This is a genomic window from Labrys monachus (assembly GCF_030814655.1).
GTDB lineage: Bacteria > Pseudomonadota > Alphaproteobacteria > Rhizobiales > Labraceae > Labrys > Labrys monacha.
Genome location: NZ_JAUSVK010000001.1, coordinates 1,346,444 through 1,360,538 on the forward strand (window position 1 = coordinate 1,346,444; position 14,095 = coordinate 1,360,538).

The window sequence follows — 14,095 nt, forward strand, 5'->3', positions numbered from 1 at the left end:
ATGTCCTTCGAAGTCGTCACCAGTTCCTTCAGGGTCTCGCGCCGTCGCGGCGTTCCGCTGGTCGAGACGCTGCGCATCGGCGGTCTCGCCGGCCTCGCGGCGGCGGCCTTCGCGCTGATCGGCGCCTATGTCGCCATGGACAAGCGCCATGTCATCGAGAATTCGCTGACGCTGTCGCAGATCGCCTTCGCGCTGATCGCCATCGCCGCCGGCCAGGTGGCCGGACGGGCCGGCGAGGGCGGACGGACCAGGCCGCCTCTCGCGACCGCGCTCTTCCATGGCGGCCTTGCCGGCCTCGCCGGCGGCGCCGTCGTGGCGGCGCTCCTGCTGCTGCTCGCCTCCTTCAACCTGCGCACGACGCTGGTCGCCGCGAGCCCGATGCTGGCGAAGGCGTTGAGCTTCGGCGCGCCGATCGCCTCGCCGCAGGCCCTCGCCCAGCTCGCCGCGCTCGGCGCCGCCTGCGGCTTCGTCGGCGGCCTCGTCGCGGCATTGCCGGCTCCCGTCCGGCGCGCGGTGACCGGCGGCTTCTGGGCCGTGCTGGTCGCCGGCCTGTTCCGCGACGTCTTCGTCAGCATCTTCGACAATCTGCCGGCCCTGCCCGGGCTGGAAGGCATGGTGTTCGGCTCGGGCGGCATCGAGCCGGGCGGCGCCGTGGTGCTGTTCGCCCTCGTCTCCGGCCTCGTCCTCGCCAAGGACCGGCTGGCCGGCGCGCGCAAGGCGGCGGGCGGCGGCGCAGCCTCGAAATGGCGGGTCGGCCTGCTGCTCGCCGGGCTGTGCGTCCTGCCCCTGGTCACCGACGATTTCGTGGCGCAGGTGGCGATGCTGGTCGCCCTCTACATGCTGATGGGAATGGGTCTCAATATCGAGCTCGGCCTCGCCGGCCTCGTCGATCTCGGCTTCGTCGCCTTCTTCGCGGTCGGCGCCTATACCGTGGCGCTGTTGTGCTCCTCGGGGCCGCTGGCGGTCGCCGACGTGTCGTTCTGGGTGGCGCTCCCCGTCGCCGTCGTGCTCGCGGCCGGCGCCGGCATGCTGTTCGGCCTGCCGGTGCTGCGGGTGCGGGGCGATTACCTGGCGATGGCGACGTTGGCGCTCGGCGAGATTATCCGCCTGCTCGTCCTTTCCGATGCGCTGGCGCCCTATCTCGGCGGCTCGCAGGGCATCATCGAGATCGATCCGCCGAGCCTGTTCGGCCTGTCGCTGAAATCGCCGGCCTCGCTCTACTACCTGGCTCTGGCGCTCGCCGGCGTCGTCGCCTTCATCTCCTGGCGGCTCCAGCATGCGCGCATCGGACGGGCCTGGCTCGCCATGCGCGAGGACGAGGACGTCGCGCAGGCGCTGGGCATCGATCCGGTGGCCTCCAAGCTCCTCGCCTACACGATTGGCGCGGCCTTCGCCGGCGCCGCCGGTGCGGTGTTCGCCGCGCTGATCGGCTCGGTCTATCCGCATTCCTTCCAGCTGCTGGTCTCGATCAACGTGCTGGCCATCCTGGTGATCGGCGGCCTCGGCAGCCTGCCCGGCGTGCTGGTCGGCGCCATCGTGCTGATCGGCCTGCCCGAGCTGCTGCGTGAATTCGGCGAGTTCCGCTATCTCTTCTACGGCATCGCCCTGGTGGCGATGATGCATAAGCGCGCCGACGGCCTGTGGCCGGCGAGCCGCGTCGGAGGAGACGCCGATGCCTGACATGCGTCCGCAGGGCGAGACCCGCGCCCCGCTTCTCCAGGTCCGCGGCCTCAAGAAGGCCTTCGGCGGCATGGTAGCCATCGACAACATCGACCTCGACGTCCTCGAAGGCAGCGTGCATGCGATCATCGGTCCGAACGGGGCCGGCAAGACCACCGCCTTCAACTGCATCACCGCCTTCGTGCCGCCGACCGCCGGCAGGATCTTCCTCGGCGGCGCGCGCATCGACGGCCTGCCGGCTCATGTGGTGGCGCGGCACGGCGTCGCCCGCACCTACCAGAACGTCCGGCTGTTCCCCAATATGAGCGTGCTCGACAATGTGCTGGTCGGCCAGCACCGGCGGCTGCGCGCCACCTTCTGGGAGGCGATCGCCGGCACCGGCCGTTTCCGCCGCGAGGAGGCCGAGGCCCGCGAGCGCGCACGCGAATATCTGGCCTTCGTCGGCATTCCGCATCGCGCCGGCGAGATCGCCCGGCACATGCCCTATGGCGACCAGCGCCGGCTCGAGATCGCCCGGGCGCTGGTCGCCGGTCCGCGCATCCTGATGCTCGACGAGCCGGCCGCCGGCATGAACCCGGCGGAGGGCAGGGCGCTCGTCGACCTGATCGAGCGCATCCGCGGCGAGCTCGCCGTCACGGTCGTGCTGATCGAGCACCATATGCGCGTGGTGATGGCGGTGGCCGAGCGCATCACCGTGTTCAACCGCGGCGCCATCCTGACCGAAGGCACCCCCGCCGAGATCCAGGCGGACGAGCGGGTGATCGAGGCCTATCTCGGCCGCCGCAGCGGCCAGGTCCACACGCCGGCCGCCATGACCGGCCAGCCTCAGCCGGAGGGAGCGCGGAGCGCATGAGCAAGACGCTGCAGGTGTCCGGCCTCACCGTCGCCTATGGCGAGATCGCGGCCGTGCGGGAGGCGAGCTTCACGGTCGAGGCCGGCGAGATCGCCACCATCGTCGGCGCCAACGGCGCCGGCAAGACCACGATCCTGAACGCGCTGTGCGGCCTGCGCGACGTGCGCCGGGGAAGCATCGTGCTCGGCGGGGAGGACATCACGGCGCTGCCCCCGCATGAGCGCGTCCGCCGCGGGCTGTCGCAGGTGCCGGAGGGCAGGCGGCTGTTCGGCCGCATGACCGTCGCCGAGAATCTCGAGATCGGCGGCTATGCACGCACCGACCACGCGGCGCGGAAACGCGATCTCGATCATGTGCTCGAACTCTTTCCGCGCCTGCGCGAGCGCAGCCGCCAGGTCGCCGGCACCCTGTCCGGCGGCGAGCAGCAGATGGTCGCCATGGGCCGTGCCCTGATGGCGGCGCCGAAGGTGCTGCTGCTCGACGAGCCGACCATGGGCCTGGCGCCGCAGGTCGTCGACCTCGTGATCGACGCCGTGCGCCGGGTGAACAGCGAAGGCGTTACCGTGCTCCTCGTCGAGCAGAACGCCTATGGCGCGCTGGAGATCGCCGACCGCGCCTTCGTGCTCGAGTCCGGCGACATCACACTCACCGGTCGCGGCCTCGAACTCATCAGCCATCCGCGCGTGCGCAGCGCCTATCTCGGATATGACGCATGACGATCGCCCCCGCAGCGCCCTCCCTCGTCGACGCCTCGGACTTCCGCGCCGCGATGCGGGAACTCGCCGCCGGGGTGACCATCGTCACCGCGGGGCGCGAGGGGGATCGGCGCGGCCTGACGGCGACCGCCGTCTGCTCGGTGTCCGCCGATCCGCCGACGCTCCTCGTCTGCGTCAACCGCGATGCGGAGGGCCATGCCGCCATCCTGGCGAGCGGTGCCTTCTGCGTGAACGTCGCTGCCGCCGAGCATCGCGGGCTCGCCGAGCGCTTCGCCGGCCGGGGCGGCGCCCGCGGGGCGGAGCGCTTCGAGGTCGGCGACTGGCGTTCGCTGTCGACCGGCGCGCCTGCGCTCGCCGACGCCGTCGCCGTCTTCGACTGCCGGGTCATCAAGGCGATCGACTGGGGCACGCACACCGTCTTCCTCGGCGCCGTCGCCGCGACGACGATATCGCCGGAGCGGGCGGCGCTGCTCTATCGGGCCGGCGCGTTCGCGGCGGGCTGATCGGCCGCGGGCAGCCGGCGGGCAAACGGGACAGGACCGGGATGACCATCAAGAAATTGCAGAACGTCTATGTGAAGGCAACCGATATCCGGGCCAGCCGGCACTTCTATGAGGCCGTGCTCGGCTTGGTGCCGAAATTCGCCGATGGGGAACGCTGGGTCCAATATGATGCGGGCGGCGCCAATTTCGCGCTCGCCTCCGATGGCGAATATCCGGAAGGCGCGGCCGGCGCCGTGGCCGTATTCGAAGTCACGGATCTCGATACCCGCATCGAGCGGCTCGCGGACGCCGGCATCGCGATCGCCGCATCGGCCGACATGGGCAGCCATGGCCGTACCGTCACCCTCGTCGATCCGGCGGGCCAGTATCTTCAGCTCTTCCAGCGCAACGCGTGAAAGAGCGCGGGGGCGCCTGGGACCGGCCTCCTTCCCAAGGGGTCGGAGGATCAGGCGAAGCTAAAGCGTAGCACTTTTCTATCCCACATCTAGGAATTCGGAAAAGAGCATCAGCATATCGGTTCCGTGCTCCATGAAAAAATAGTTTCCATGGATCGAGAGGCGTCCGAAGTGAATATAGCGGGAGGCGATCCGGAACTTATTATCTTCTCATGCGTCGGATAGGAGCGCAGGGCGTTTGCTCTAGACCAAAGCGACAGCGCCTGGCGAGGAGAATTACGACGCCCCGAGACTCTCGCATGGTTGCGATCAGTCTTAACCACGAGCCGGACGCATCGCGCATCCGTCTCGATGGCTTGCTTTTCTCTCATTCTCGTATGGAGGTTTCGTCATGGTAAACAATATTCTCAAATATGGTGCGGTCCTGGTCATGCTTGCGGCGCCCGCCAGCGCTTTCGCTCAGGCGACCGGTGGCGCCGGCGGGACGACTGGTACCGGCACGACGAATGGAGCGGGTGCGAATGGCGGCTCGGTCAGCGGTGCCACCAGCAACGGCGCTCCCAATGCGGCCGGCGGCGATCAGACCGGTACGACCAGCAGCACGCCGAAGACGGGCACGTCGGAGAGCGGCGGCGGCAACGGCACCGCCTCCGGCACCTGCGGCACGGAGGGCAATCCGCCCTGCTGACCGGGCGGTCCGGCACATCGGTGAAGAGCGGAGCGCGCAGGCCATGCGCGCTCCTTTCGTTTGGAGCGCCGTCAATGTTGGGCGCCGCAGCGCCGCGTTGACCACGATCAAAGCGGAGTAGTTGGGGCTTCAATCCCCAGAGCATTTCCTCCGGAAATGCGGAGTCCCCGAATGCCTCAGCCTGCTACGGGCATGCCGCACCGTTCCATCAGGGCGGCAAGCTCGTGCTCCTCTTCGCGCGTGAGGTCGAGGAGCGGCGTGCGCACCGGGCCGCAGGGAATGCCGGCGATGCGCGCCCCCGCCTTGACGATCGACACCGCGTAGCCCGCCCGGCGGTTGCGGATGGCGAGGTAGGGCAGGAAGAAGCTGCGCATGAGATCGTCGATCTCGGCCTTGCGTCCGGCATGCAGGGCGTCGAAGAACTGCAGCGCGGTCTGCGGGGCGAAGTTGTAGATGGCGGAGGAATAGGTGTTCATGCCGATGGCGAGCGCGGCGGCGGCATGGACTTCGGCCGTCGGCATGCCCCCGATGAACACCAGCCGGTCGTCGAGGCGGTAGCGCAGCGCATTGAGCAGCTCGACATTGCCGACGCCGTCCTTGAGTCCGATGAGGTTGGGGCATTCCTCCGCGACGCGGGCGACGGTATCCGGCGCCATGACCGCATTGTCACGGTTGTAGGCGATGACGCCGATGGAAACCGAATTGCAGATCGCGGCGAGGTGTCGGCGCAGGCCTTCCTGCTCCGAATGGACGAGATAGGGCGGCAGGACGAGCAGGCCGTCGGCGCCGTTCGCCTCGGCCGCCTTGGCGAACTCCACCGCCATATGGGTGCCGTAGCCGACGCCGGCGAGCAGCGGCAGGCTCTCGGGAACCTCCTCGGAGGCCGCGCGCACCACGCGCTTGTAGTCGTCGAGGGTCAGCGAGAAGAACTCCCCGGTGCCGCCCGCGGCGAACAGGCCGCCCGCGCCGGCCACGCCCTGGCGGGCGACGTGGGCGCGATAGCCCGCCTCGTCGAAGGCGCCGTCGTCGTCGAAGAAGGTGACGGGAAAGGAAAGCAGGCCTTGGCCAACGGCCTTGGCGAGGTCGGTGGGGGAGAAGGTCAAGACGGGTACTCCATATTGGGCCGCGATCGGGCCGTGCGGCCGCAGGGCCGCGTGTTGACGAAACCGGACGAGGCCCGGAAGACGTGGCGGGTCATGCCGGCTGGGCGTCGACGGCGCGCCGGCCGAGGCCCGATTTGACGATGCGGATCAGTTCCTCCTCGCTCGTCTCCGAGGTCGAGGCATCGAGCACGATCTCGCCCGCATGCAGGAAGTTGATGCGGTCGCAGACTTCGAAGATCTGGTTGTAGTTGTGGACGATCAGGATCACGGAGACGTTGCGCTGGCGGCGCAGGTTCTGGATCAGGCCGAGCACATGGGCGCTCTCGCGCACGCCGAGGGCGGCGAGCGGCTCGTCGAGCACGAGGATGGAAGGCGAGGAATAGATCGACCGCGCCACCGCGATGCATTGGCGCTGGCCGCCGGAGAGCAGGTCGACCGTGCTGTTGACGTTGGGAATGGAGATGCCGAGCGTGCCGAGATAGGTCTGCGCCAGCTCGCGCATCTTGCGGTTGTCGAGCAGGTTCAGGCCGAGGAAGCGCTTATGGTATTCCCGGCCGAGGAACATGTTGTGGTAGATCGGCAGGTCTCCGATCAGCGCGAGGTCCTGGTAGACGGTCTCGATGCCGTGCGCGCGGGCGTCGCGCGGCGAGGCGAAACGGACTTGCCTGCCCTTCGAGGCGATGGTGCCGGTGTCGGGCTGGTGAAAGCCGGAGAGGATCTTGATCAGCGTCGACTTGCCGGCGCCGTTGTCGCCGACCAGCGCCAGCACCTCGCCCCGGCGCAGGCGGATGCTGACGTCGACGAGGGCGGTGACGGCGCCGAAACTCTTGCTGATATGCGACATCTCGAGGATGACGGGAGCGTCCGCACCGAGCGGCGGAATGGATTGGGCGTTCATTTGCGCCTCCGGGTGCGGAGCCTGTCGATCTGGACGTTGAGCACCATGGCGCCCACGATGGCGGCGCCGAGATAGATGTCGGAGACGGTCGCCTGCGCGCCGACCATGACGAGGCCGTTGTTGAGGGTGGCGACCATGAAGGCGCCGATCAGCGCGCCGACGACCGTGCCGGAGCCGCCGAGCAGCGAGGTGCCGCCGATGACGGCGGCGGCGATCGCCTGCAGCGTCAGGAAGGGGCTGCCCGCCTGCGGATCGGCGGAGGCGAACTGGGCGGTGTTGACGATGCCGGCGAAGGCGGCACAGCCGCCGGCGATCATGAAATTGTAGATCTTGATGCGGTCGGTCCGGATGCCGATCTCCCGCGCCCCGACGATGTTGCTGCCGGTGGCGATGGTGTGGAGGCCGAAGGTGGTGCGGTTCAGCACTAGCGCCAGCCCGGCGACGATCAGGGCGGCCCACAGGAAGGGCGTGAACGCCGTCACGCCGTGCCAGGACAGCAGCGCATCGGCGGGATCGTAGAGGCTCTCGCCGAAGATGGCGTTGAACGGCTCTTCCACCGGCGGGACGATCACCTGGCTGTTGTAGAGCGAGACGGTGATGCCCTGCAGGAAGAACAGCGTGCCGACGGTGGTGATCAGCGAAGGCACCTTGAAGCGCACGGTGATGAAGCCGTTGACGAAGCCGACGAGTACGCCGAGCAGCACGCCGATGACGGCGCCGACCGGAAGGGGCACGCCCCAGCCGATCGACAGCAGCGCCATGATGTAGGGCGACAGCGAGAAGGTGCCGCTGACGGACAGGTCGATCTCGCCGGTGATCATCAGCATGACCTCGGCGACCGCGATCAAGCCGAGGCGGCCGGTCTCGCGCAGCACGACGCTCATGAATTGCGGGGACAGGAAGGTCCCGTCGCTGCCGACCTGGAAATAGACGACGAGCGCCACGGCGACGACGGCGATGCTGGCCTCGCGGTAGCGGGAGAGGAGGACGACGAGCCTTTCCAGCATCGTGTCGGGGATCCCGGCGCCCAGCCTGCGCGCCGCTCCCGGGCTTCGTTCGAGTGTCGGCACTGCCTGTGCTTTCCTGGGTTGGTTGTGGAAGGGGTCACCGACCCGCAGCCGAAGAATATGAATTGGCTGCCTTCTCCCGGGTCGGGACTCCGCGTTTCCTCTGGAAATGCTTGGGGTCCCGGAAGGGGGATGAGGGACTGACTTTCAACGAGAAAAAGCGAAGCGCTCATGTCGTCGAAGGTCAGACCCTCATCCGGCGCTACGCGCCACCTTCTCCCGCCTGGGAGAAGGAAGATCGCGCCTTTCCAGCAAAGTTGGTGTCTGCGGGTCGCCGAGCCGCCTTCTTCGTTCCTGCGAATTGTCGGACGATGTCGATCGGTGATCGACACTCCGAAATGCGCTTACGTCGGTTCGGCGTCGGTGCGGCCTTCGAAGCGGGTGTTGCCGAGATAGGCGTCGACATTGTCCCTGGTGACGTAGGCCTGGCTGGTATCGCTGTTCGCCGGGCCGACGAGGCCGCCCGAGAGCTTGTAGAGATACATCTGCTGCACCGGCAGGAAGCCCTGTAGATAAGCCTGCTGGTCGGTGGTGAAGGTCATGTCGCCGCTCTTGATGAAGCCGAGCGTCTGCGGGAAGAGGTCGAACCCGGCGACCACCGCGCCCTTCTTGGCGAGGCCGTATTTGTTGGATACGAAGCCGCAGGCATAGCTGTCCGACCCGCCGGTGCCGAACAGGCCGACGACGTTCTTGTGGCTGAGATAATAGCTCTCGACACGCGAGATCTCCGTGGCCGGATCCGGCCCGGTATTGACGACGTCATAGGTGACGTCGCTGCGGTGATCCTTGATCGCCTGGATATAGCCGTCGAGGCGGGGCTGGGTGTTGAGCGAGCCGGGCACGCCGATCGACAGCATGACGTGGCCGCTCTTCGGGATCTGCGCCAGCCATTTCAGCGCGACATTGTAGCCGGCGGTGTAGAGCGGCTGGCCGACATAGGACAGGCGCTTGTTGGGGCTGCCCGTGGGCACGTCGGCATTGAAGGCGATGACGGGAATGCCGGCCGCGGTGGCCATCGCCGTCGCTTGGTCGAAGGCCTTGGGGTCGACGAGGCAGACCGCGATGCCGTCCGCCTTCTGGGCGATGGCGGTCTGCATGGCGTTGACCATCTCGGACACGACGTTCTTCTGCGATCCCGTCCACTGATAGGTACAGCCGAAGGCGGCGCAGGCGTCCTTGATGCCGTAGATCGTCGGCGTGAAGAACTGGTCCAGCGTGACGTGGCACACGAAGAAGAATTTGTAATTCTTCTTCGGCAGGCCGCCGGCGGTGGTGTCGGCCAGGGCCTTGCCCGAGCCCAGCCCGCCGGCGAGGCCGGCTGCGCCGGCGCCGAGCGCCGCCGCCGTCATGAACGCCTTGCGCCGGTTCATGCCGCCGGCGATCGCCGGCATCTCAGCGTTGTCCCTGATGTCGTCCATGCTGTCCTCCCTCGCAAATTTCTTATGGACCGGGCTCGCGCCGACCCTCGGCGCCTCGACATCGCCACCCGGAAATCACCTGCCGATGTCATCCTGTTATATTGTTATATGACAAATTTTGTGTCAAACGTTTTTCGAAAGCCGCGGCGCCGACGCCGAACCGGACGGGCCGCGGTACGGGATGGAACGGCAAAGGAGCGGACATGCCAGACATCGAATTCAGGGCGGTGACGGACAGCCTGAAGGTGACCACCATGGGGCTCGGGGGCACCGGCCTCGGCAACATGTATCGCGCCGTCGATCCGGGCGATGCGATCGCGACGGTCTCGGCCGCCTACGACCGGGGCATCCGCTATTTCGACACCGCCCCGGTCTACGGCTTCGGACTGAGCGAGACCCGGCTCGGGCAGGCGATCAAGGCGCTCCCCCGCAAGGACATCGTGATCTCCTCCAAGGTCGGCTACGATCTCGTGCCGATCCCTGCCGGCGAGCTGAAGCCCGCGCTGTGGGACGACCCGCCGGCGATGCGCGCCGATTTCGACTATTCCCGCGATGCCGTGATGCGCTCGCTGGAAGGCACGCTGAGGCGCCTCGACACCGACTATGTCGACATGGTCGCCATCCACGATCCCGACGAGGCGATCCATTTCGGCCCCGGCGAGGATCCCTATGCCCGCAGCCGCTTCAGGGAGGCGATGGACGGCGCCTATCCGGCTCTTGACGATTTGCGCTCGCAGGGCGTGATCAAGGCGATCGGCGTCGGCATCAACCAGTGGCAGATGCTGTCGGACTTCGTGGTCGCCGGCCGCTTCGACTATTTCCTGCTCGCCGGGCGCTACACGCTGCTCGAGCAGGAGCCGCTGGAAACGCTGCTGCCGCTGTGCGAGCAGCGCGGCACCAGGCTGGTGATCGGCGGGCCCTACAATTCCGGTATCCTGGCGACCGGCGCCGTGGCGGGCGCCACCTTCAACACGCGCCTCGCGCCGGAACCGGTGCTGGCGCGCGTGCGCCGCATCGAGGAGGCCTGCGCCCGGCACAACGTGCCGCTCCCCGCCGCCGCCCTGCAGTTCCCTCTCGGCCACCCCATTGCGGTCAGCGTCATTCCCGGCGCCCGCTCGGTGGCCGAACTCGACCAGAACTTGGCTTATCTCAGGCACGCCATTCCCGCCGCGCTGTGGTCGGACCTGAAGGAAGAGGGGCTGATCGACCCGAAGGCCCCGGTGCCGGCGGGCGGTTGAGAAACGGCTGCGCCCGCCGCTTCGATTCTGTTCGTCCCCTACGCGCCCGAAGCCGGAATGAACGGCGTCGGGCGCGCTTGCTTGCCCGCCCGAACTTCCTTTCCTCGCCGAAAGAACCGGCGCCCGCCTGCAGCCATTCTTGTTCCGACACCGGTATGAGCATCAAGATTCATAGCGGCACGGCAGCGGCGCCCTCCGGCATGTCGCGCCTCGCGACGGCCGGCAGACGGCCCGACCGAAGGGAAATATCGCGCCGATGAAATGCCCGTGGGCAAGATCACGGCTACGTTCGCGGCGCTGCGTCGGATCAATCTCGAAATGAAAATTTCAATATCGGACCCCATTTTCAAATCAATTCGGCTGTATAGTCTCGGGCTATCACCATATCTTTCCGTAAATTAGAAGATATTCAGAATAAACGCCGCGTGGGATAAGCATATGTGATCCATGGATTCGTTTTCCCCGTATCGGGGTCGTAGCTGATTGATGCGGCGATCGATGCCTGCATCCTCACCAGGGAAACGAAACATGATCCGCAAATCCGTTCTGACCATGCTGGCCGTCGTCGGCGTTTCCGCCCTTGGCTCGGTCGCGACGCTGTCCGGCGCGTCGGCCGAGATGTCCGTCCGCGTGGGCGGCGCGCCGATGTACGCGTCCAGGACCATCATCGAGAATGCGGTCAATTCGAAGGACCACACCACGCTGGTCGCGGCCGTCAAGGCGGCGGGTCTCGTCGACACGCTCGAAGGTCCCGGGCCCTTCACCGTCTTCGCGCCCACCAACAAGGCCTTCGCCAAACTGCCTGCCGGCACCGTCGATACGCTGCTGAAGCCGGAAAACAAGGCGACGCTGACCGCCGTGCTGACCTATCACGTGGTTGCCGGGAAGATGTCGGGGGCCGACCTCATGGCGGCCGTGAAGGCGGGAGGCGGCAAGGCCACGCTCAAGACCGTCGAGGGTGGATCGCTCACCGTCGAGAAGAAGCACGGCAAGCTGGAACTGATCGACGCCAAGGGCGATCATGCGATCATCACCGTCGCGGACGTCCACCAGAGCAACGGCGTCATCCACGTGATCGACACCGTCCTCCTGCCGCAGTAGCGCCGGCTTCGGCGATGAAGGGCGCGCCGTCGACGGCGCGCCGACACGCGGCCGAAGACGCGTCAGGGCTGGGTTGGCCCGGGGGCCGTCGGCCGGAAACGGGCACGATTTGCCGGCTATTTTTCTGCGGCGGTGAGCGCGATCTCCATTTCCGGAAAAACGCCGAGAGGGTCGCATGCCGGCGGCCGGAAGGCATCTGTTCGAAATTCCGCACCGTCAGGCGGCGACCTTCCTGCGCCATGCGGCGGATATGAGGTCGGAGCTCAAGCAGACCTCATTCAAACATGGTTCCCAGCAGGCCGCGAGAACTGTCGGATACGGCGAAACACGGCTGTGCTAGAATTTCCCGACATCGTCTTCTTGCGGGGCAAAGCGTGCAATTTCGCCAACTCAAGACATTCACCGCAGTTGCAGCGACCCTCAACTTCACGCGCGCCGCGGAACAGGTCCATCTTTCCCAATCGAGTGTGACGGAACAGATTCAGGCTCTGGAGGCCGATCTTGGTGTGAAGCTCTTCAACCGCTCGCACAAGGGGCTGACGCTCACGCCGGCGGGCGAGCGCCTGCTCGGCTATGCGGGCGAACTGATCAACCTTGCTGACGAAGTCTATGCCGCCGTTGCGAGTACCTCCGCTACCCTGTCGGGAAAGCTCGTCATCGGCGGCCTTGAAACGCTTTGCTCAACCCGATTGCCGGAATTGGTCGCCGAGTTCAGCCGCCGATATCCTGCCGTCGAGATAACGCTGAAAACGGCAGACAGTGGCGGGCTGCGCAATGGAATCAGAAATGGCGATCTCGATGTGAGCTTCTTCTTCGGTGAAGCGTCGGCAGCGGCAGGTGTTCGAAGCGAAGCCGTGGTCGAAGAGGAGCTTTTGATCATCGTGCCGCCAAACCATCGGTTGGCCGGGCGGGAGTCGATCAAGCCTGAGGACCTCGTCGACGAGGCCTTTCTGGTCACCCCGCCCGGTTGCATCTACCGGAAGATGTTCGACGAGGTTTTCGCGGCGACGCTGCCAGGACGTCCGAAGCGCGCCGGCGAATTTGCAAGCATCGGTTCGATACGAGGCCTTGTCGAGGCAGGTCTCGGTTGCGCCCTGGTTCCTCGATTGGCTCTCGCTGCGCAGCCCGCCCATATCGGCGTTCCCTTGTCGGGGTCGAGCCTGACAGCGCCGATCACGATGATGTGGCGGCAGCGGCGTGTTCAATCCCCGGCGACGGACGCATTCCTCTCCACCGCCAGGGAACACCTCCGCCGTCAGACCAGACGTTGACCGCCGTCGACGTGGACCACCGTCCCGGAGATGAAGCCATTGCGCATGACCGATTCAAGGGCCTGCGCGATGTCGCGCGCCTGTCCGATCCGGCCGACCGGGAGGCGCCTGGCCATGGCTTCGAGTGCGGCGGTCTTCCCTTCGCCGGCGACCGAGTCCCAGATCGGCGTATCGACCCATCCGGGTGAAATGGCGTTCACACGTATGGGTGCGAGCTCGACGGCAAGCGCGTAGACGAGCGATTCGATCGCGCCATTGACGGCGGCCACGACCGACCCTTTTGGCGCAGGGCGATAGGCGGCGATCCCAGACGTTAAGGTGATCGATCCGGCGGCGGCAAGGCGCGGAGCGCCATGCTTGGCCAGCAGAAGTGGCGCGACCACCTTGGAATCGATAGCTCGGCGCGCCGTCGCAACGTTCATGTCGGCCAGCGGCACGTAGACACCACTCACGTCGGCGGCGGTCGAGACGATGTGGTGCAACGTGCCGACCGATCCGAACAGGCGCTCGACATCTTCTTCGTTCGTGGCGTCTGCCGTAACCGCTTGCAGGCTCGGTGCATTGCCGAGCTTTTCGCGGGCCTGAGCAAGTCGTTCCGGCGATCTACCGACAATCGTGACTGCGATACCCGCTGCGAGCAGTCTTTCGGCAAGGGCAAATCCCATGCCGGAGCTGCCGCCGACGACAAGAACATGCTCGCCAGCTTTCCCCTTTGACAATGACGGTCTCCTTCATCCTGCCGTCGGAGCACAAAAGAGCCGCTCCGACGGCAGGAGGCCTATCAGGCGACGAATATCTGAGGGAAACGGGAAGATACGATTATGTCGATCGGAGAATCCGATGACGATTTTCGGAACGAGCGCCATCGCCACGGCGTCGAGGGCGAGGTCTGGCGAGCCGATATGGAGCCGGCGGCAAATCGCATCGGGATGGCCGACGGCCGGCCGACGCCATAGCTGCCCGGTATCGGTTCCTCCCCCGGAAAGCAGCCCTGCGGCTTTCGCGCTCCGCTGCGATGTCGTCGGTTGCAAACTCGAACGGAACCGCCTAGAAAACGCCCGACATCAAGAGTTGGGCAACGCCCGACGCCAACCTGCTTCCCGAGCAAGGTGGCGCTCCCGCAAGGAGGATGTGGCCGAACCGGCAACGAAACGGGTCTCGCCA

The 14,095-nt window shown here is 66.6% G+C and carries 14 protein-coding genes and 1 riboswitch; of the genes, 9 read left to right on the forward strand and 5 right to left on the reverse strand.

What is annotated here, in order from left to right; all coding sequences use genetic code 11:
• From J3R73_RS05890 to J3R73_RS05915, 6 genes are all read left to right on the forward strand, one after another.
• Positions 1 to 1,680: a branched-chain amino acid ABC transporter permease gene (locus J3R73_RS05890; protein ID WP_307423636.1), complete on the forward strand. Its 1,680-nt coding sequence runs from the start codon at positions 1 to 3 to the stop codon at positions 1,678 to 1,680.
• Positions 1,673 to 2,533, forward strand: coding sequence for an ABC transporter ATP-binding protein (locus tag J3R73_RS05895; protein WP_307423639.1), 861 nt, complete (start codon positions 1,673 to 1,675; stop codon positions 2,531 to 2,533). The genes J3R73_RS05890 and J3R73_RS05895 overlap by 8 nt, the downstream gene beginning before the upstream one ends.
• Entirely contained in the window at positions 2,530 to 3,249 is a 720-nt protein-coding gene (locus J3R73_RS05900) for an ABC transporter ATP-binding protein (protein WP_307423641.1), read from the forward strand. The genes J3R73_RS05895 and J3R73_RS05900 overlap by 4 nt, the downstream gene beginning before the upstream one ends.
• Positions 3,246 to 3,752 (forward strand): flavin reductase family protein, encoded by a 507-nt coding sequence (locus tag J3R73_RS05905; RefSeq protein WP_307423643.1) that lies wholly within the window; start codon positions 3,246 to 3,248, stop codon positions 3,750 to 3,752. Before J3R73_RS05900 ends, J3R73_RS05905 begins: the two co-directional genes overlap by 4 nt.
• Before the next feature lie 41 nt (positions 3,753 to 3,793).
• Positions 3,794 to 4,147 carry a VOC family protein gene (locus tag J3R73_RS05910; protein ID WP_307423645.1) on the forward strand — a complete coding sequence of 118 codons (354 nt, stop codon included), beginning with the start codon at positions 3,794 to 3,796 and terminating at the stop codon, positions 4,145 to 4,147.
• Between the two features lie 391 nt (positions 4,148 to 4,538).
• Positions 4,539 to 4,835: a hypothetical protein gene (locus J3R73_RS05915; protein WP_307423648.1), complete on the forward strand. Its 297-nt coding sequence runs from the start codon at positions 4,539 to 4,541 to the stop codon at positions 4,833 to 4,835.
• A 176-nt stretch (positions 4,836 to 5,011) separates the two neighbouring features.
• Here the strand turns inward: J3R73_RS05915 and kdgD are convergent, their stop codons facing one another.
• The 4 genes from kdgD to J3R73_RS05935 form a co-directional block, all read right to left on the reverse strand.
• Complete coding sequence (gene kdgD, locus J3R73_RS05920) at positions 5,012 to 5,938, reverse strand: 5-dehydro-4-deoxyglucarate dehydratase (RefSeq protein WP_370879847.1); 927 nt, start codon at positions 5,936 to 5,938, stop codon at positions 5,012 to 5,014.
• A gap of 91 nt (positions 5,939 to 6,029) precedes the next feature.
• A complete protein-coding gene (locus J3R73_RS05925; protein WP_307423651.1) occupies positions 6,030 to 6,836 on the reverse strand; it encodes an ATP-binding cassette domain-containing protein in 807 nt (268 codons plus the stop codon).
• On the reverse strand, positions 6,833 to 7,906 hold the full coding sequence (locus J3R73_RS05930) for an ABC transporter permease (protein ID WP_307423654.1): 1,074 nt from the start codon (positions 7,904 to 7,906) through the stop codon (positions 6,833 to 6,835). The genes J3R73_RS05925 and J3R73_RS05930 overlap by 4 nt, the downstream gene beginning before the upstream one ends.
• Before the next feature lie 341 nt (positions 7,907 to 8,247).
• The gene (locus tag J3R73_RS05935) at positions 8,248 to 9,321 is read right to left on the reverse strand and encodes a sugar ABC transporter substrate-binding protein (protein WP_307423657.1); all 1,074 of its coding nucleotides are present in this window, start codon (positions 9,319 to 9,321) and stop codon (positions 8,248 to 8,250) included.
• A 203-nt stretch (positions 9,322 to 9,524) separates the two neighbouring features.
• Between J3R73_RS05935 and J3R73_RS05940 the strand changes: the two genes are divergently transcribed.
• The 3 genes from J3R73_RS05940 to J3R73_RS05950 all read left to right on the forward strand — a co-directional run bounded on the left by J3R73_RS05940 (position 9,525) and on the right by J3R73_RS05950 (position 12,931).
• Positions 9,525 to 10,559 (forward strand): aldo/keto reductase, encoded by a 1,035-nt coding sequence (locus J3R73_RS05940; protein ID WP_307423659.1) that lies wholly within the window; start codon positions 9,525 to 9,527, stop codon positions 10,557 to 10,559.
• Between the two features lie 528 nt (positions 10,560 to 11,087).
• Positions 11,088 to 11,660 carry a fasciclin domain-containing protein gene (locus J3R73_RS05945; protein WP_307423661.1) on the forward strand — a complete coding sequence of 191 codons (573 nt, stop codon included), beginning with the start codon at positions 11,088 to 11,090 and terminating at the stop codon, positions 11,658 to 11,660.
• A 374-nt stretch (positions 11,661 to 12,034) separates the two neighbouring features.
• Positions 12,035 to 12,931 carry a LysR family transcriptional regulator gene (locus tag J3R73_RS05950; protein ID WP_307423664.1) on the forward strand — a complete coding sequence of 299 codons (897 nt, stop codon included), beginning with the start codon at positions 12,035 to 12,037 and terminating at the stop codon, positions 12,929 to 12,931.
• On the opposite strand, the gene J3R73_RS05955 is transcribed toward J3R73_RS05950, so the two are convergent.
• Entirely contained in the window at positions 12,916 to 13,650 is a 735-nt protein-coding gene (locus tag J3R73_RS05955) for an SDR family oxidoreductase (RefSeq protein WP_307423667.1), read from the reverse strand. The two genes, J3R73_RS05950 and J3R73_RS05955, sit on opposite strands and share 16 nt — an antisense overlap.
• Before the next feature lie 337 nt (positions 13,651 to 13,987).
• A riboswitch (SAM-I-IV-variant riboswitch) is annotated at positions 13,988 to 14,092 on the forward strand.
• Positions 14,093 to 14,095 lie beyond the last annotated feature (3 nt).